Source organism: Herminiimonas glaciei (assembly GCF_042664955.1).
GTDB lineage: Bacteria > Pseudomonadota > Gammaproteobacteria > Burkholderiales > Burkholderiaceae_D > Oxalicibacterium > Oxalicibacterium glaciei.
Window position 1 is genome coordinate 758,328 of record NZ_JBHTBU010000002.1, and the last position, 14,434, is coordinate 772,761.

General features: G+C 55.6%; 19 protein-coding genes. 6 read left to right on the forward strand and 13 right to left on the reverse strand.

Annotation, left to right across the window (positions count from 1 at the left end; translation table 11 throughout):
* Nucleotides 1-4: 4 nt before the first annotated feature.
* Complete coding sequence (gene gpmA, locus ACFQPC_RS14445) at nt 5-751, reverse strand: 2,3-diphosphoglycerate-dependent phosphoglycerate mutase (protein WP_382272569.1); 747 nt, start codon at nt 749-751, stop codon at nt 5-7.
* Nucleotides 752-857: 106 nt separating this feature from the next.
* On the opposite strand from gpmA, the gene ACFQPC_RS14450 reads away from it, so the two are divergent.
* The 5 genes from ACFQPC_RS14450 (at nt 858) to ACFQPC_RS14470 (ending at nt 3,634) form a co-directional block, all read left to right on the forward strand.
* Nucleotides 858-1,259 (forward strand): rhodanese-like domain-containing protein, encoded by a 402-nt coding sequence (locus tag ACFQPC_RS14450; RefSeq protein ID WP_382272570.1) that lies wholly within the window; start codon nt 858-860, stop codon nt 1,257-1,259.
* A gap of 12 nt (nt 1,260-1,271) precedes the next feature.
* Nucleotides 1,272-1,535 carry a glutaredoxin 3 gene (gene grxC / locus ACFQPC_RS14455; protein WP_382272571.1) on the forward strand — a complete coding sequence of 88 codons (264 nt, stop codon included), beginning with the start codon at nt 1,272-1,274 and terminating at the stop codon, nt 1,533-1,535.
* A gap of 79 nt (nt 1,536-1,614) precedes the next feature.
* On the forward strand, nt 1,615-2,109 hold the full coding sequence (gene secB / locus ACFQPC_RS14460) for a protein-export chaperone SecB (RefSeq protein WP_382272572.1): 495 nt from the start codon (nt 1,615-1,617) through the stop codon (nt 2,107-2,109).
* 72 nt (nt 2,110-2,181) lie between these two features.
* Nucleotides 2,182-2,631: an SH3 domain-containing protein gene (locus ACFQPC_RS14465; protein WP_382272573.1), complete on the forward strand. Its 450-nt coding sequence runs from the start codon at nt 2,182-2,184 to the stop codon at nt 2,629-2,631.
* 7 nt (nt 2,632-2,638) lie between these two features.
* The gene (locus ACFQPC_RS14470; protein ID WP_382272574.1) at nt 2,639-3,634 is read left to right on the forward strand and encodes an NAD(P)H-dependent glycerol-3-phosphate dehydrogenase; all 996 of its coding nucleotides are present in this window, start codon (nt 2,639-2,641) and stop codon (nt 3,632-3,634) included.
* Nucleotides 3,635-3,695: 61 nt separating this feature from the next.
* On the opposite strand, the gene ACFQPC_RS14475 is transcribed toward ACFQPC_RS14470, so the two are convergent.
* From ACFQPC_RS14475 to dksA, 12 genes are all read right to left on the reverse strand, one after another.
* On the reverse strand, nt 3,696-4,025 hold the full coding sequence (locus ACFQPC_RS14475) for a cupin domain-containing protein (protein WP_382272575.1): 330 nt from the start codon (nt 4,023-4,025) through the stop codon (nt 3,696-3,698).
* Between the two features lie 137 nt (nt 4,026-4,162).
* Nucleotides 4,163-4,363 carry a hypothetical protein gene (locus ACFQPC_RS14480; RefSeq protein WP_382272576.1) on the reverse strand — a complete coding sequence of 67 codons (201 nt, stop codon included), beginning with the start codon at nt 4,361-4,363 and terminating at the stop codon, nt 4,163-4,165.
* A 39-nt stretch (nt 4,364-4,402) separates the two neighbouring features.
* Nucleotides 4,403-5,752, reverse strand: coding sequence for an ATP-dependent protease ATPase subunit HslU (gene hslU, locus ACFQPC_RS14485; protein ID WP_382272577.1), 1,350 nt, complete (start codon nt 5,750-5,752; stop codon nt 4,403-4,405).
* Nucleotides 5,753-5,803: 51 nt separating this feature from the next.
* Nucleotides 5,804-6,340 carry an ATP-dependent protease subunit HslV gene (hslV, locus tag ACFQPC_RS14490; protein WP_175624801.1) on the reverse strand — a complete coding sequence of 179 codons (537 nt, stop codon included), beginning with the start codon at nt 6,338-6,340 and terminating at the stop codon, nt 5,804-5,806.
* Nucleotides 6,341-6,462: 122 nt separating this feature from the next.
* On the reverse strand, nt 6,463-7,872 hold the full coding sequence (locus ACFQPC_RS14495) for a hypothetical protein (RefSeq protein WP_382272578.1): 1,410 nt from the start codon (nt 7,870-7,872) through the stop codon (nt 6,463-6,465).
* 212 nt (nt 7,873-8,084) lie between these two features.
* On the reverse strand, nt 8,085-10,106 hold the full coding sequence (locus ACFQPC_RS14500; protein WP_382272579.1) for a TonB-dependent receptor: 2,022 nt from the start codon (nt 10,104-10,106) through the stop codon (nt 8,085-8,087).
* Between the two features lie 73 nt (nt 10,107-10,179).
* A complete protein-coding gene (locus ACFQPC_RS14505; RefSeq protein ID WP_382272580.1) occupies nt 10,180-10,551 on the reverse strand; it encodes a hypothetical protein in 372 nt (123 codons plus the stop codon).
* 8 nt (nt 10,552-10,559) lie between these two features.
* Entirely contained in the window at nt 10,560-11,078 is a 519-nt protein-coding gene (locus ACFQPC_RS14510) for a DUF3299 domain-containing protein (RefSeq protein WP_382272581.1), read from the reverse strand.
* 69 nt (nt 11,079-11,147) lie between these two features.
* On the reverse strand, nt 11,148-11,393 hold the full coding sequence (locus ACFQPC_RS14515) for a hypothetical protein (protein WP_382272582.1): 246 nt from the start codon (nt 11,391-11,393) through the stop codon (nt 11,148-11,150).
* 18 nt (nt 11,394-11,411) lie between these two features.
* Nucleotides 11,412-12,626: an ABC transporter permease gene (locus ACFQPC_RS14520; RefSeq protein ID WP_382272583.1), complete on the reverse strand. Its 1,215-nt coding sequence runs from the start codon at nt 12,624-12,626 to the stop codon at nt 11,412-11,414.
* Entirely contained in the window at nt 12,626-13,285 is a 660-nt protein-coding gene (locus ACFQPC_RS14525) for an ABC transporter ATP-binding protein (protein WP_382272584.1), read from the reverse strand. The genes ACFQPC_RS14520 and ACFQPC_RS14525 overlap by 1 nt, the downstream gene beginning before the upstream one ends.
* A gap of 101 nt (nt 13,286-13,386) precedes the next feature.
* Nucleotides 13,387-13,746, reverse strand: coding sequence for an RNA polymerase-binding protein DksA (gene dksA, locus ACFQPC_RS14530; RefSeq protein WP_382272585.1), 360 nt, complete (start codon nt 13,744-13,746; stop codon nt 13,387-13,389).
* Here dksA and ACFQPC_RS14535 point away from each other — a divergent pair.
* Complete coding sequence (locus ACFQPC_RS14535; RefSeq protein ID WP_382272586.1) at nt 13,745-14,347, forward strand: hypothetical protein; 603 nt, start codon at nt 13,745-13,747, stop codon at nt 14,345-14,347. The two genes, dksA and ACFQPC_RS14535, sit on opposite strands and share 2 nt — an antisense overlap.
* Nucleotides 14,348-14,434: the final 87 nt, after the last annotated feature.

Genomic DNA, 14,434 nt, shown 5'->3' on the forward strand with positions numbered 1-14,434 from the left:
GCGCTTACTTGCTTTGACCGTGGCTGGCGGCGGCCTGGACAGCTGCTTGCAGTGATTCCTGGTCGCCAAGGTAGTAATGCCGTATCGGTTTCAGGTTTTCATCCAGTTCATAGACGATAGGACGACCATTCGGAATACTGAGCGAGACGATGTCCTGATCGCTGATATCGTCCAGGATCTTGATCAACGCGCGCAGGCTGTTGCCGTGCGCTGAAATGATGATTTGTTTGCCGGCGCGTATCGAAGGCACGATGGTGTTGTTCCAGTACGGTTCTACGCGCAGCAAGGTGTCTTTCAGGCATTCGCCCAGCGGGATTTCTGATCGTTGCAAATGGGCGTAGCGCGGATCGTCAAACATGGTGCGGGGATCGTCTTCCGCCAGATGTTTGGGCGGGATGTCGTAGCTGCGACGCCATTGCAAAACCTGGTCGGCACCGTACTTTTCAGCTGTTTCGGCCTTGTTCATGCCTTGCAGTGCACCGTAATGACGTTCGTTCAGATGCCAGTCGCAAACGACCGGTATCCACATCAAATCCATCTCGTCGAGCGCAATCCAGAGGGTGCGGATCGCACGTTTGAGCACGGAGGAATAAGCCAGATCAAACGTAAAGCCTGCTTCACGCAGCAATTCGCCGGCATGTTTGGCTTCGTTGCGACCTTTTTCCGTCAAGTCGACATCGGCCCAGCCGGTGAAGCGGTTATCGAGGTTCCATGTGGACTCGCCGTGGCGCATCAATACGATTTTGTACATGGTTCAATTAGATAATTAATGGTTTTTTGATGCAAAATGCCGAATCCGAATTGTATTCGGTCTTCTATTTTATAATGCGAACACTCTTTCAACTAATTGGATCACTGTGAAATTCTTCCTTGATAACATTTTCCTCATCGGCATCGTCATCCTTTCCGGTGGCGCGCTGGTCGCACATACCCTGCAACGTGTTGGTGCCAAAGTTACTGCTTTGCAAGCAACCCAGATCATTAACCAGGGAAAAACACTGATTCTCGACGTGCGTCCTGCCGCCGATTATGCTGCCGGCCACATCCGTGACGCGAAAAACATCCCATTGAAAGAATTGAAAGGCCGCGTGGCTGAATTGGAAAAATTCAAGGCTCGCCCGGTGATCGTCGTCTGCAGCAAGGGCTTGCAATCGAACAAAGCAACCGCACTTTTGAAGAAAGAGGGCTTTACCGAAGCCACTAGTTTACTCGGTGGGCTGGATGCTTGGCAATCGCAAGGTCTGCCGGTTACCAAGTAAAAAGGACAATTTATGACTGCGCATGTAGTGATGTATAGCACCGGCGTCTGCCCATATTGCACAATGGCAGAGCGCCTGTTGACGGCCAAGGGTATCGCCAATATCGAAAAAATCCGGATCGACCTCGATCCGGCCCAACGGGTGGCGATGATGGAAAAAACCGGTCGTCGCACCGTGCCGCAGATTTATGTCGGCGAAACCCATGTAGGCGGTTTTGACGATTTGAACGCGCTGGAACGCCAAGGTAAGCTGGATGCCTTGCTGCAAAGCGCGTAAGCGTATAAATTCTTTTATTTGCAAGTAAGCAGGAGGGGGCGTTTCCCCCCTCTTTATATAATCTTATTGAAAGTGCTTCATGGCTGACGAAAATCTGCAACCTTTATTCCAGATCCAACGTGTTTACCTGAAAGATCTGTCGCTCGAACAACCGAATTCCCCAGCCATCTTCCTGGAACAGGAACAGCCAAATATCGAAGTCGCCGTAGATGTAGGCGCGCAACCGCTGGCTGAAGGCATTTTCGAATCGACCGTCACGATTACCGTCACCGCAAAAATCGCTGACAAGATCGCATTCCTGGTTGAAGGCAAGCAAGCCGGTATTTTCGAAATCCGCAACATCCCTGACGAACAACTCGATCCATTGCTCGGCATCGGTTGCCCGAACGTGATTTACCCTTACCTGCGCGCGAACATCGCTGACGCGATTACCCGTGCCGGCTTCCCGCCTGTACACCTGAGCGAAATCAATTTTGAAGTGTTTTACCAGCAGCGCCTGGAAGCGCTGGCGCAGCAGCAAGCTGACAACAGCTCCGGTATCGTGATGGCAGATGGTTCGGCAGCAAGACACTAAGTTTTTCAAACTGCCTGCAGTGCGCGTTGCCGAACGCGCCTGCCGCGCCTCAGACACTTCCGAAGGTGATTTATGAAAAGGTCTGCCCCGCTTATTCCTGTTTTATTGCTGACCATGCTGGGCGCAAGTGCCGCGCATGCGGTTGAATACAAATCGGTAGGCAATAATCCCGCTGTCCTGTACAACGCACCGACCGAAAAAGGCCGCAAGGTATTTGTCGCGCCGCGCGGCATGCCGGTCGAAGTCGTGCTGACGCAGGCGGGCTGGAGCAAGGTGCGCGATGTGGCGGGTGACTTGGCATGGATAGAGGCAAAGGCACTCAGCCCGAAACGCAATGTGATCGTGACCGTTGCCAATCTCAAATTGCACACCAATGCAGAAGAAGCATCGGCCATAGTAGCGACCGCAGATAAAGGCGTGTTGCTGGAACTGGCAGCAGCGCCATCCGCCGGCTGGGTCAAGCTCAAGCATCGCGACGGCCAGACCGGTTATGCCAAATCCAGCGAAGTGTGGGGCGAGTAAGCGCCGCATGAATATTTCAATACTGGGTGCGGGCGCATGGGGTACGGCTTTGGCAATGTCGCTGGCCGAACGTCATGCGGTCGTGTTGTGGGGCCGCGATGCCGCGGTCATGCAGGTGGCACAACAGGCGCGTGAAAATGCTGCTTACCTGCCGGGATTTCGCTTTCCGGACAGCCTGGTGCTTGGCTCGGACCTGGATGCGGCGATTACACATATTGGTTCAGATGGTTTACTGATTGTTGCTACATCGCTGGCAGGTTTGCGGCCGTTGGCAATGCAATTGAAGCCTTATGCCATTCCCAATCTGGTCTGGCTGTGCAAAGGCCTGGAAGAAAAAACCAACTTATTGCCGCATCAGATCGTGCATGAAATATTGGGCGATGCGATTCCTGCCGGCGCCTTGTCCGGCCCGTCGTTTGCACAGGAAGTGGCGCGCGGTTTGCCGTGTGCGCTGGCGATTGCTTCCGATAGCGAGGCTTTGCGCGAACGCGTGGTGCAGGCGGTGCATGGTCCGGCGATACGGATTTATTCGACCGATGATTTGATAGGCGTTGAAGTCGGTGGCGCAGTGAAGAATATCCTGGCGATTGCGACCGGCATCATCGACGGCCTGGGCCTGGGATTGAATGCGCGTGCAGCCTTGATTACCCGCGGCCTGTCCGAAATTACCCGCCTCGGCGTTGCCCTTGGCGGTCGTGCGGAAACGTTTAACGGCCTGGCCGGCATGGGTGATTTGATCCTGACCTGTACCGGTGATTTGTCACGTAATCGCAAGGTTGGTCTTGGCCTCGCACAAGGCAAGAAGCTGGAGCAGATCGTGGTCGAACTGGGTCATGTGGCGGAAGGCGTGCGCTGTGCGCAAGCGGTGCGCCAGCTGGCGAACCAGCATGGCGTGGATATGCCGATTGCGAATGCGGTGGCGGCGGTATTGTTTGATGGCGAATCACCGCGCGACACGGTCAAGCGTTTGCTGTCGCGCGAGTCACGCGACGAAATCGCCTGACGCACCGACTACATTAAGCAGTGCCGCCCGGTGCTGCTGTTCCTTGCAGTTTCCCCACGCTTTAATGCTGTAACAGCAGCGTCAACAACACCGACGAGTCTTCCAGCGCATGCAGCGAGTGCTTCTCGCCACCGGCCAGGTACACCAGTTCGCCGGCACGCAGGGTTTGCGTCGCTTGATGCGCATGTAACTCGATAGAGCCTTCCAGGCATTGGATCGTGACAGCTCCCGGCACCGCGTGTTCGGGCATGCCTTTGCCGCGTGGCAGTACCAGGCGCATCAATTCAAGCTGCGGGGTTTTGAACAGGGCATTGGAGACGGCGCCGGAGATACGTGGGCCGAGCGGGCGTATGTCGATCAACTGGCCGGATGTTGCGTGCGGTAGAGCCATTATGTTCTCCTCTAGCTGTTGTCGCGTACATTAAACGAACGATAAACGAGCATCCCGCATTTGTTATAACAAACAAAACGGGCAGGATCAATCGGCAATCCGATTGTCGATTGATTCAGTCGGGTATTGCGATGGGATTACTGCTCTTCCGGTTCCGATAACTTGGTTTTCAGCAAACGTTTCAACTCTTGTCGCTGTCCGGAAACGGATTTCTGATGCGGGCCGCCGACACGCTGCTTGGCGGCGAGCGCGACGTGATTGCGCGGTTTCAGCGCTTTTTGCGCAGGCTCTATGCGTATCGTGAGCTTCTGGCGTTTGGCGAGTGCTTTATTGGCCATATAAAAACGCGCATGGTTTTTGCCATGCGCGTGTTGAACTTACAAGACGTAACGTGACAGATCCTCATTCACTGACAGCGCGCCCAGTCTTTCGTCGACATAGGCGGCATCTATGACCAGGGTCTGGTCCGGGTCGTCGGTCGCGGAAAACGAGATTTCTTCCAGCAATTTCTCCATCACCGTGTACAGGCGACGTGCACCTATGTTTTCGGTTTTTTCATTGACCGAATAGGCGATTTCCGCCATGCGCTTGATGCCATCCGGCGCGAATTCTATCTTCACGCCTTCGGTGCCGAGCAGCGCTTCATATTGCCTGGTCAGGCAGGCGTCGGTGCTGGTAAGGATGCGCTCAAAGTCTGCGATCGACAGCGATTCCAGTTCGACGCGGATAGGGAAACGTCCTTGCAGTTCCGGGATCAGGTCAGACGGCTTGGCCAGATGGAAGGCGCCGGACGCGATGAACAGGATGTGATCGGTCTTGATCATGCCGTACTTGGTATTGACGGTAGTGCCTTCGACCAGTGGCAGCAAATCGCGCTGCACGCCGGCGCGTGAGACATCGGCACCACCGTTTTCCGAACGGGTGGCGATCTTGTCGATTTCATCGAGGAAGACGATGCCGTTTTGCTCGACATTGGTGATGGCCTTTTGTTTCAGTTCATCTTCGTTTACCAGCTTGCCGGCTTCTTCTTCGATCAGGAGCTTCATCGCTTCCTTGATCTTGATCCTGCGGGTTTTCTTGCGCGTGCCGCCGACACCTGAAAACATGGATTTGATTTGCTCGGTCATTTCTTCCATGCCGGGCGGCGCCATGATTTCCATGCTGGGACCGGCTTCCGCCAATTCGATTTCAATTTCCGTGTCGTCCAAAGTGCCTTCACGCAAACGCTTGCGGAAGGTCTGGCGCGTCGCGTTACCCGTGGACGGCGCGGTATCCGAGCCAGAGCTGGATGACGGGTGAAAACCGAAGTCACGGGCTGGTGGTACCAGGATATCAATGATGCGATCTTCCGCTGCGTCCTCGGCACGGGCGCGTACTTTACGTGTTTCGAGCTCGCGTGTTTGCTTGATGCCGATATCGATCAGGTCGCGGATGATGGTGTCGACGTCACGGCCGACATAACCGACTTCGGTAAATTTGGTCGCTTCGATTTTGATGAAAGGCGCATCCGCCAGCTTCGCCAGGCGGCGTGCGATCTCGGTTTTACCGACACCGGTCGGTCCTATCATCAGGATGTTTTTCGGTGTTATTTCGTGGCGTAAAGGTTCGGCGACTTGCTGGCGACGCCAGCGGTTACGCAATGCAATCGCGACGGCGCGCTTGGCGCGACCTTGTCCGACTACGTGTTTGTCGAGCTCTGAAACGATTTCCTTGGGTGTCATGTTCATGATGTTCTTCGCAAAATTTACAGGGTGCGTATTAACTATGCAGGGCGGATATCAATCCAGCGTTTCTATGATGTGCGACAGGTTGGTGTAGATGCAGAGTTCACCGGCGATGGTCAGTGATTTTTTGACGATGTCTGCGGGAGATAAATCGGTATTTTCCTGCAGCGCCTTTGCCGCCGATTGCGCATAAGTGCCGCCAGAACCGATGGCACCTATGCCGTCGTTGGGTTCGAGTACGTCGCCATTGCCTGTGATGATGAGGGTAGTTTCTTTGTCAGCGACCAAAAGCATCGCTTCCAGGCGGCGCAGCATGCGGTCGGTGCGCCAGTCCTTGGCCAGTTCGACCGAGGCGCGCATCAAATGGCCCTGGTGCTTTTCCAGCTTGCTTTCGAAGCGTTCCAGCAGTGTGAAGGCATCCGCGGTGCCGCCGGCAAAGCCGACCAGTACCTTGCCGTTATAAACCTTGCGCACCTTGCGCGCAGTGCCTTTCATGACGATATTGCCAAGTGTTACCTGGCCATCGCCGCCGAGCGCAACAATGTTGCCGCGACGCACTGACAGAATGGTGGTGCCGTGAAATTGTTCCATGCTTGCCTCTGATATGAAGTGCTGAGCCTATGAATAATCGCGACTAGCGCGGAGATTCATGAAAAAGTGGGGGCGGCCTGAGCGATTACAAGTCGAAATTGTGCCGCTTACGGGCACAGGTTTCAGTTTTTGCGGGGGACGATGCGTACGCTGTCGGTCATGCCCATGACATTACACAATGCAACGATGAAGTGATTCGGGTTATGCAACTCTATGCTTTTGCCACCGGCGATCAAGGGCATTAAATCACCGAACAGGCGTCCTGCGGCATTGAAATCCATGCGTGTGAGCTGTGTGCAGTCGAGCACGACCGGATTATGCGTGTGTGCATAAGCGGCAATCTTTTGACCCAGGGAATCGCTGCGTGCATCGATCAGTACCGGCATCACGAAGTGGTCGCTGGCAGTTTCATCCTGCGGCGCGGATTCTTCGTTATCGGTTGTCACTTTGTCTTGTGGCGAGACAAAGGCCGGCGGCGATACTTCAAAGGTCACGCAATAATCGATGCTGCGTTCTTCAAAATCGGCTTCGCGGTTCAATAGGCGCAATACTTCCAGCAAGAGCAGCCATGGTGCTTCGGTTTCATCGCGGCGTCCGACTTGCAGGATGGCCTGGATTTTTTCGGCCAGTTCCGGTGCGCCGACCAGGATCAGCTTGTGTCCCGATTTTTGCAGCCGTTTCAAAATATTCAGCAGCAAGCCGCAACCGACCGGATCCACTTGCGTGACACGCGCAAATTCCAGTTTGATCACCGGGCTCATCTCGGCCAGGTTCTTGATGCGTTCCAGTTGCTTGATAATGCCGGCATCAAGTTTGGCGGAGAAGGCGATACTCGGGATCGTACTGCTGCGTACGGCAGGTGCCTGGTTCACCTCGGTGGCATTGCTTACCCGCCAGGTCGGCGGCGACATTTCGAATTTGTTGGCGAATTCTATCGACAGGTTTTCAAACTGGCTGCGCTGGCCGGTGATCTGATACAGATCAAACAGCATGCCCCATATCGTCAACAACGTGCCGCCGGGCGCATCTTCGGCGATGGCATTCAGCAGTACCGGTTCGATCAGGTCGGTCTGGTCGTTGGCAAACAGGATGGCGGCTTCTTCGATAACAAGTGGCGCTTCCGATTTGGAAATCGCAACGGGGCCGATGACGGTTTCTGCACCGAGCAGGAACGCGGTGCTGGCACCCATGATATCCGGCAGCATCGACGGCTGGCCGAGTTGCGGCGCGGTTTCAGGCGCCTTATTGGTTTGGGTATTCGGTGGCCGGACGTTGGTGTTGAGGAATTGGCTCGGTGGCCCCGGCATGGTGTTGCCGCTGAATGGCAGCGGCTTGACGAATTCCGATGACATTTCGGATTCGATGGCATCGATTTTCATTGCAGTGGCATGGGCTGCCATGCGCTGCACGTAGTCGCTTTCGCTTTTTGCGTTAACGCGAAGTTCATCGCGTTTCTTTTGCGAAGATTCGGCCTCAGTCGGCTTGCGTGCCGGCTGTTTATCCTTCTTGCCAAATAGCGAGAAAATCCCCACGTCTATCCTGGTGTGCAATGGCGTGCAATTTTAATAAGTACGCCAAGTTGTAAAACGCCTCTGCGAGACGCTGCCAAAAAATCCGCTTAAAGGTAACACAAAGTGACCTGCCGATATATGCCGATATGGGCAGGTCGAGAACTCATCTCACGCGTACTGGTGAAATGAGTTCTAGTGTAGCCAAAAATCCGGCTTCAGCGATACAAAAGCACTTAAAAACTGGTGCGTACGCCAATGATCAGGTTCCTGCCGGACAGTGGTGCCACTTCACGCAACACCGAGGTCGACAGGCGGATATCTTCATTCAACAGGTTTTTGGCGATAGCGAACCAGGTGACAGGCGTTGAATTGTAGTTTTGCGTATAAGACAGATTGGCATCGACCTGGGTATAGGACGGTGCGGCATAGGTCTCAAAACTTGCCAGGCGATCCTGTTTCTCTGCATGCAAGACCTTCAGGCCGGACCGCCAGTTGCCTTCGCGATAACCAATTTCCGCGCCGAAACGGGTGGTCGGTTGCAAGGGCAGGTTGCCGGCACCATCCAGGCTGCCGCGTGAGGTATCGGCAAAGCCGCGCCATGAAAAGCCATTGCCACGCAGGTTGTAACTGAGCTCGGCTTCGATGCCGCGTATGGTGGCATCGTTTTGCGACCAGAAGCGTTGCAGGAATTCACCGCTAGGGTCCGCGTTGCCATGGTCATCGACCATGGTGCCATCGGTGCGGCCATAGACATAGTTCTTGACGCGGTTCTGGTACACATTGGCTTTCCAGCGCATCAAGCCTTCAGTTTTTTGCAGGCTCAGTTCGATATTGCGTGAGGTTTCCTTGCGCAGGTTGGCATCGCCGATATCGTAGGTCGCGGTCGATTCATGCGGGCCATTCGAATACAGTTCTTCTATGGCTGGTGCACGCTGTGCCACCGAAGCCGTCAGGCCCAGGCCATAGCCCTGGGTAAAGGTCCATAAGCCGCCCAGCGAATAGGAGCCGAGGTTGAAGTCACGCTGGACCAGGCCGGAAGCCGCATCCGGGCGTCGTTTGACGGATTCAATACGGGCCCCGGCACTGGCGCGGAAAGGACCGAAATCACGCTCTTCGACCAGGAAGCCTGCGACCGATTGGCTCTTGGTGACTGGCACGGTAGCGTGGCTGTGGCCGTGATCGTCATCCACCGGCAGGGCCGAGAATTCCGAGTTTTCGGTTTGCAGGCCAAAGGTGCCGCGCCATCCTGCCAGTGGCTTATGCGTCAGTTCCCAACGGGTTTCGCTCGCCTTGTTTTTGAATTCGGTCGCCGGTGTGCCGTCTTCCAGATTTTCGGTGTGCTTGTAATCGGTGTGGCCGATCTTGAAGCGGAAGGATTCAAAATTCTCGAACGGGTTCTTGATCAGGCCGCCAATATCGTAGCGGGTCTGGTCCAGCGTAATGAAGGACTTCTCGGCAGTCGGAATGCCGTAACGGTTGTCATCGACGCCGACCGACGCCCCGATATAACCCCAGCTCTGGATATAAGACGCACCAAAGCCCACGCTGTTGGCGCGCGCATAAGAGTTGGGCAGGCGGCCTGAACCCTGGCTCGGATCGTTCGGATTGGCATAGCCTGGGATCTTGTAGTCATCTGCATCGCGCACATTGCCATCGACGTGCAAGCCGATAGCGCCGGCCGCACCGTCGACCGAGAAGGATGCGTTTTTCATTTTATCTGCGCTGCCAAAGCGGGTTTCCGCTTCACCGGTCGGCTTGCTGTTGAGTATGGTCGGGATGCGGTCATTGACGATATTCACCACACCGCCAATTGCACCTGAACCGTATAGCAAAGCGGAAGGGCCGCGCAGGATTTCAATCTGGCGCGCGGTAGCCGATTCGCCTACCACCGCGTGGTCATTCGACAGGCTCGAGGCATCCATCACAGACATGCCGTTTTGCAGGATCTTGACGCGTGGGCCTTCCATGCCGCGGATGATCGGGCGCGAAGCTCCGGCGCCGAAAGCCGAAGCCGAAACGCCGAGTTCTTGCGACAGGGTGTCGCCTAATGAATTGCCGAGCTTTTCGCGCAATTCATCGCCATACAGCACTTTGGCCGGCGCCATGATTTGTGCGCCTTCATCATTGCTGAAAGGGGAGGCCGTGACGACGACTGCGGGTAGGGTTTTCTCCTGCTCTTGTGCAAGCGCGGAGTTGGATAGGGAGGCGAGCGCGGACAGGACGGCGCTGGCCAACAGGGTACGTTGGGCGATCATGTTACTTCCTTGAAAACGAATGAATGCGAGTGCAAGCCAGAGCGAGTCTGATTGCAGCAGGAGATGAAGTCGTTTACACCGCTGGTGGGGCGCGGGAAGAGAAGTGACAGAGGAGGGGGGCATCCCACGAAATGTAGGCCGCCCACAGTGCGAGTACGCGTACGCTGGTTTGCAGTACGGGGGAGAAAGGCAGCAGGGGCGCGCTATCGGCCAGCGCCATGCCATCGAACAGGATACAGGAGTGCGATTTATCGCCTGCGTATTCCAGTTCAGCCACTGAAGTGCCGCGTTCTTCCATTTGATGGTGCTGGATGCTGCCCCAATCCGCGTGTTCTATCCGGTGCCGCAAGCCCATCCACTGCGCAAACAGGACGAGCGCTACCAGCAGTGCGGCGAAGCACAGGCGGCGGGTCGTTGCGGCAGATGACGGGAAGACGGATTTCACGTGGGGTCTTATTTATTCGAAGCCAGTGTTGCGTTATTCATCCGATAGTACAAGCCCATGGGATCGTCTTTCATGACTTCCATCTTGCCGGAAACAATGATGGGTTCCAATGTGTACTTGACCGGTGTTTTCGATTTCACTTCGACCACGCCTTCCGGTCCGGCCGGCAGGCAAAAACTACAGCTTTGCGGTACGAGTGAAATCAGGAAATGCTTTTGTTTTTCGCCCGGTTCCAGCGGCATCATGAAGCCCTGGACCTTGATTTCCTGATTGTTCAGCGCTGCAATATCCTTGCTGAATTCGGGCAGGATACGATTCTTTACCTTCACCTGCTTGACCTTGGCCAGCGTGCTCCATGAAGTGACGCCCTGGATGTCGTACAGCACCGGCATTTGTCCGGGCGTGTTGCCGACACCGGGTGGCGCAACATGTTGCTGGCCTTGCGCAGGTGCGGAGCTTGCTCCGGCAGCATGTGCAAACGCCGGTGCCAGCAAGGCGAGCAACAGGATACGGGAAGCAGTGCGCATGATCATTCCGTCAAGTAAGCGTAAAGGGTGGTCGGTCATTGTACCGGGCGTGTCGCGGCGACTGACAGCTTAATGCACATGTCGCATTCCGCACAACTTGCCCAGCGCCAAACCTTTACAGGCGTTAGCCAACTCGGCGTGACAAGTCTTTTCATCCTTGCCTTTGCCCAGGCATCTTGCTGCAGCATAGTGTGCGGCGGCAATGGCCTGGTGTTGTGCAATGGTTTCTTTCTTATGTTCACTGGCACTTTCGTTTTCCTTTGCGTGCGCGGAAAAAGCGAGGAGTGCTGCGCAAGTGATCAACAGGTATTTCATATCAACCTCAGCGTAAATTTAGTGTGACAGTGTGCTGGCGATGTCAGTGCGATAGGCGCGCCAGGCCGGCAATATGGCCGCGAGCAAACCTGTGCCCAATGCGACCAGTAATAACCATGCTTCATCGGCGCTGAAAATAAAACCGGACAGCGACAGGTTTTGATCCGCACTCAGGATGCGGCCCAATACTTCAACCGCGAGGTGGCCGAGGACCCAGCCGAACGCCGCACCTATCAGTGCCAGCAATACACCCTCGACCAATAGCAGTGTGAACAATTTGCCGGGTGTTGCACCCAGTGTGCGCAGGATCGCCAAATCCGTTTTGCGCTCTTCCAGCGCGTTGTACAGCGCAACAAACATCGAAAGCGCGGCAGACAGCAAGACGATGGCGGCAATGCCGCGCAAGACATCGATGCCGACGCCGAGCAGGCGGAACAGTTTGGCTGCTTCCAGTGCCGGTTGTGCTGCCTGTAATTCGCTTTGGCTATTGATGAAGCGTGGCATGGTGACAGCCGCCAACGGCGATGCATATTGCACCAGCAAGGCTGTCAATTCACGCGACTCATCCATCGCCTCTTTTTCTTGTGGATCGCTGGCATCCAGTCCGTGTGTCTTATCGTGCACCTGCCATACCGATGCCACCGGTGTCAGGATCAGCCGGTCCAGCACGGTGCCGGTCGGTTGCAGGATGCCGACTACTTCGAAAGGTGCATCTTCGTGTACTTCACCGGCACCGGCCAGCCCGTGCGAGCCAAAGAAGTTGGCGCCAGGTTTAGCACCGGTACGTTGCGCCGCCTGTGCGCCGAATACCGCCTGCATCGGGGCTTCGAACATTTTTCCCTGCGCCAGCGTTCCCTGGTAGTGCGAGATGTAATCCGGGCTGGTACCGACGATGCGGAAGCCGTGGTAGCTATCACCCAGCGCCAATGGCATGACGGCCTTCACCATGCGATTCTGTTTTAACAGTGCTTCCGCCGACAAGGGGATGTTGCCGGTCGGCGTATCGACGTGATAGATGGACGACAGTATCAGTTGCAGTGGCGAACCCTTGGCACCGACCACCAGGTCTATGCCTTCCGCATCGCGCAAGGCATAGGCCGCGAGCTGGGTAGAGGCCGATAACACGAAGCTCATCATCGCAATGCCGACTGCCATCAACAGGATGTTGAGGAGTGTGGCAAGTGGTTTATGCCGTAGCGACTGCAGTGCCAGTGTCCATGCGTTGAGCGTCATCAGCTTGCCGCTCCCGCTGCATGCAGGCGCAATAGCTTGCCCTGTGGGAGCGCTTCCACTACGCGTGCGTCATGAGTCGAGAGTATCAGTGAGGCACCGAGCTCATTCGCTTGCGCCAGCAATAGGGCGATGGCGCTGCGGCAGGATGCATCATCCAGGTTGGCGGTAGGCTCATCGGCCAGCAATAGTTGCGGGCGATTGAACATCGCGCGTGCCAAGGCTACGCGCTGCTTCTGCCCCTGGCTGAGTTGATGTGGTTTGGCCGTGGCTTTGTCAGCCAGGCCGAGGGCACTGAGCAAGGCATCGGCGCGTGCGCTATCACTTGCCTGGCCGCTGGCATAGGCCGCCAACAGGATGTTGTCGCGTGCATTCAGGCTGGGAATCAAGGCCAGTTTCTGTGGCAGGAAGCCGATATGCCGTCCACGCCATTGATCTGCGGCACGCGGGGCCAGTGTTGCGATAGACGTGTCCGCCACACGGATGTCGCCGTTTTGTGGTGTCAGGATGGCAGCAATCAAATGCAGCAAAGTCGATTTGCCGCTACCCGAAGGGCCGATGACGATCGCATGCTCACCACGCGCCAGCGAAAAAGCCGGAACGTTAAGTTGGGGGATGTGAGCACCGGGATAGCGATGCGTCAGCTTAGCTATTTGCAACATGGTTGCATTCTACAAAAAAACAAAGCGCGCGGATAGGGTGCCGCGCGCTTTTATTCTGTTATCGACGGATGGCTGGCAGGATCGGGTGATCCCGCCCGGAATCAGTCGCCGTACAGTTTTTGTTTCAGTTCACGACGTTGCTGTGCTTCCAGCGACAGGGTCGCGGTCGGACGGGCCAGCAGGCGTGGGACGCCGATAGGCTCACCGGTTTCTTCGCACCAGCCGTATTCGCCGGAATCGATGCTCAGCAGTGATTGCTGGACTTTCTTCAGCAACTTGCGCTCGCGGTCGCGGGTACGCAATTCGAGCGCATGTTCTTCTTCAATCGTGGCGCGATCAGCAGGATCGGGTACCAGTACGGTTTCACGCAGATGCTCGGTGGTTTCATCGGCGTTTTTCAGCAAGTCCTTTTCGAGCTGCTGCAGACGATTTCTGAAAAATGCGAGTTGCGCGTCATTCATGTACTCCTTTTCGCCCATCTTGAGGATTTGCGCTTCGGTTAACAATGCGGTGTCGCTTGCGACGGATGTTGATTTGCTTGATTTGGTTGCCACTTCGCTTGCCTTCAAAACTACGGGTTTTTCAATTTTATCTGCGACCTTGGAGACAACTTTGGAGCTGCTGCCTGTTGTGGATCGAGATGCGTCTTTATTCGGTTTTGCTGTCACGGTTGTCGCTTTGCTGGCGCTGGCCGTGACTTTTGTTGCTGGGCTCGCTTTGGCGGCCGGCCTTGCTGCCGGTTTAGCCAATGGTTTTGCACTTTTTACTGTGCTTGATTTTACTGCCGGCGCTTTCGTTTTGACAGCGGCCTTTGGCGATTTTACCGCACTCTTGGCCGGTGCCTTTTTCACAGCTTTGGCTGCGGGTTTGGCAACCGGTTTGGCCGCTTTACTCGCGGGCTTGACGGCTTTGCCTGCGACTGTTTTCGCGGGTGATTTTTTGGCGGGTGCCTTGCTAGCTGGCTTTGCACGAGTAGTCGCAACGGCCTTCTTCGGGGCAATTTTTTTTGCGCTTTTTGCAGATTTTGTGACGGTTGCGTTCATAGTCCCTTGTCCTCAATGAACTTTCCCACACTCGGATCTTATCGTGCCCTGCGTGCGAGACTCACACCTTTAGCAACACCCAGGTCCTTATACCCTGAGCTCAAAA

Coding starts and splice junctions, on each gene's coding strand:
- gpmA (WP_382272569.1), bottom strand. CDS start 751: ATGTACAAAATCGTATTGATGCGCCACGGCGAGTCCACATGGAACCTC.
- grxC (WP_382272571.1), top strand. CDS start 1,272: ATGACTGCGCATGTAGTGATGTATAGCACCGGCGTCTGCCCATATTGC.
- secB (WP_382272572.1), top strand. CDS start 1,615: ATGGCTGACGAAAATCTGCAACCTTTATTCCAGATCCAACGTGTTTAC.
- ACFQPC_RS14465 (WP_382272573.1), top strand. CDS start 2,182: ATGAAAAGGTCTGCCCCGCTTATTCCTGTTTTATTGCTGACCATGCTG.
- ACFQPC_RS14470 (WP_382272574.1), top strand. CDS start 2,639: ATGAATATTTCAATACTGGGTGCGGGCGCATGGGGTACGGCTTTGGCA.
- ACFQPC_RS14475 (WP_382272575.1), bottom strand. CDS start 4,025: ATGGCTCTACCGCACGCAACATCCGGCCAGTTGATCGACATACGCCCG.
- ACFQPC_RS14480 (WP_382272576.1), bottom strand. CDS start 4,363: ATGGCCAATAAAGCACTCGCCAAACGCCAGAAGCTCACGATACGCATA.
- hslU (WP_382272577.1), bottom strand. CDS start 5,752: ATGAACATGACACCCAAGGAAATCGTTTCAGAGCTCGACAAACACGTA.
- hslV (WP_175624801.1), bottom strand. CDS start 6,340: ATGGAACAATTTCACGGCACCACCATTCTGTCAGTGCGTCGCGGCAAC.
- ACFQPC_RS14500 (WP_382272579.1), bottom strand. CDS start 10,106: ATGATCGCCCAACGTACCCTGTTGGCCAGCGCCGTCCTGTCCGCGCTC.
- ACFQPC_RS14510 (WP_382272581.1), bottom strand. CDS start 11,078: ATGCGCACTGCTTCCCGTATCCTGTTGCTCGCCTTGCTGGCACCGGCG.
- ACFQPC_RS14515 (WP_382272582.1), bottom strand. CDS start 11,393: ATGAAATACCTGTTGATCACTTGCGCAGCACTCCTCGCTTTTTCCGCG.
- ACFQPC_RS14520 (WP_382272583.1), bottom strand. CDS start 12,626: ATGACGCTCAACGCATGGACACTGGCACTGCAGTCGCTACGGCATAAA.
- ACFQPC_RS14525 (WP_382272584.1), bottom strand. CDS start 13,285: ATGTTGCAAATAGCTAAGCTGACGCATCGCTATCCCGGTGCTCACATC.
- ACFQPC_RS14535 (WP_382272586.1), top strand. CDS start 13,745: ATGTACTCCTTTTCGCCCATCTTGAGGATTTGCGCTTCGGTTAACAAT.
- dksA (WP_382272585.1), bottom strand. CDS start 13,746: ATGAATGACGCGCAACTCGCATTTTTCAGAAATCGTCTGCAGCAGCTC.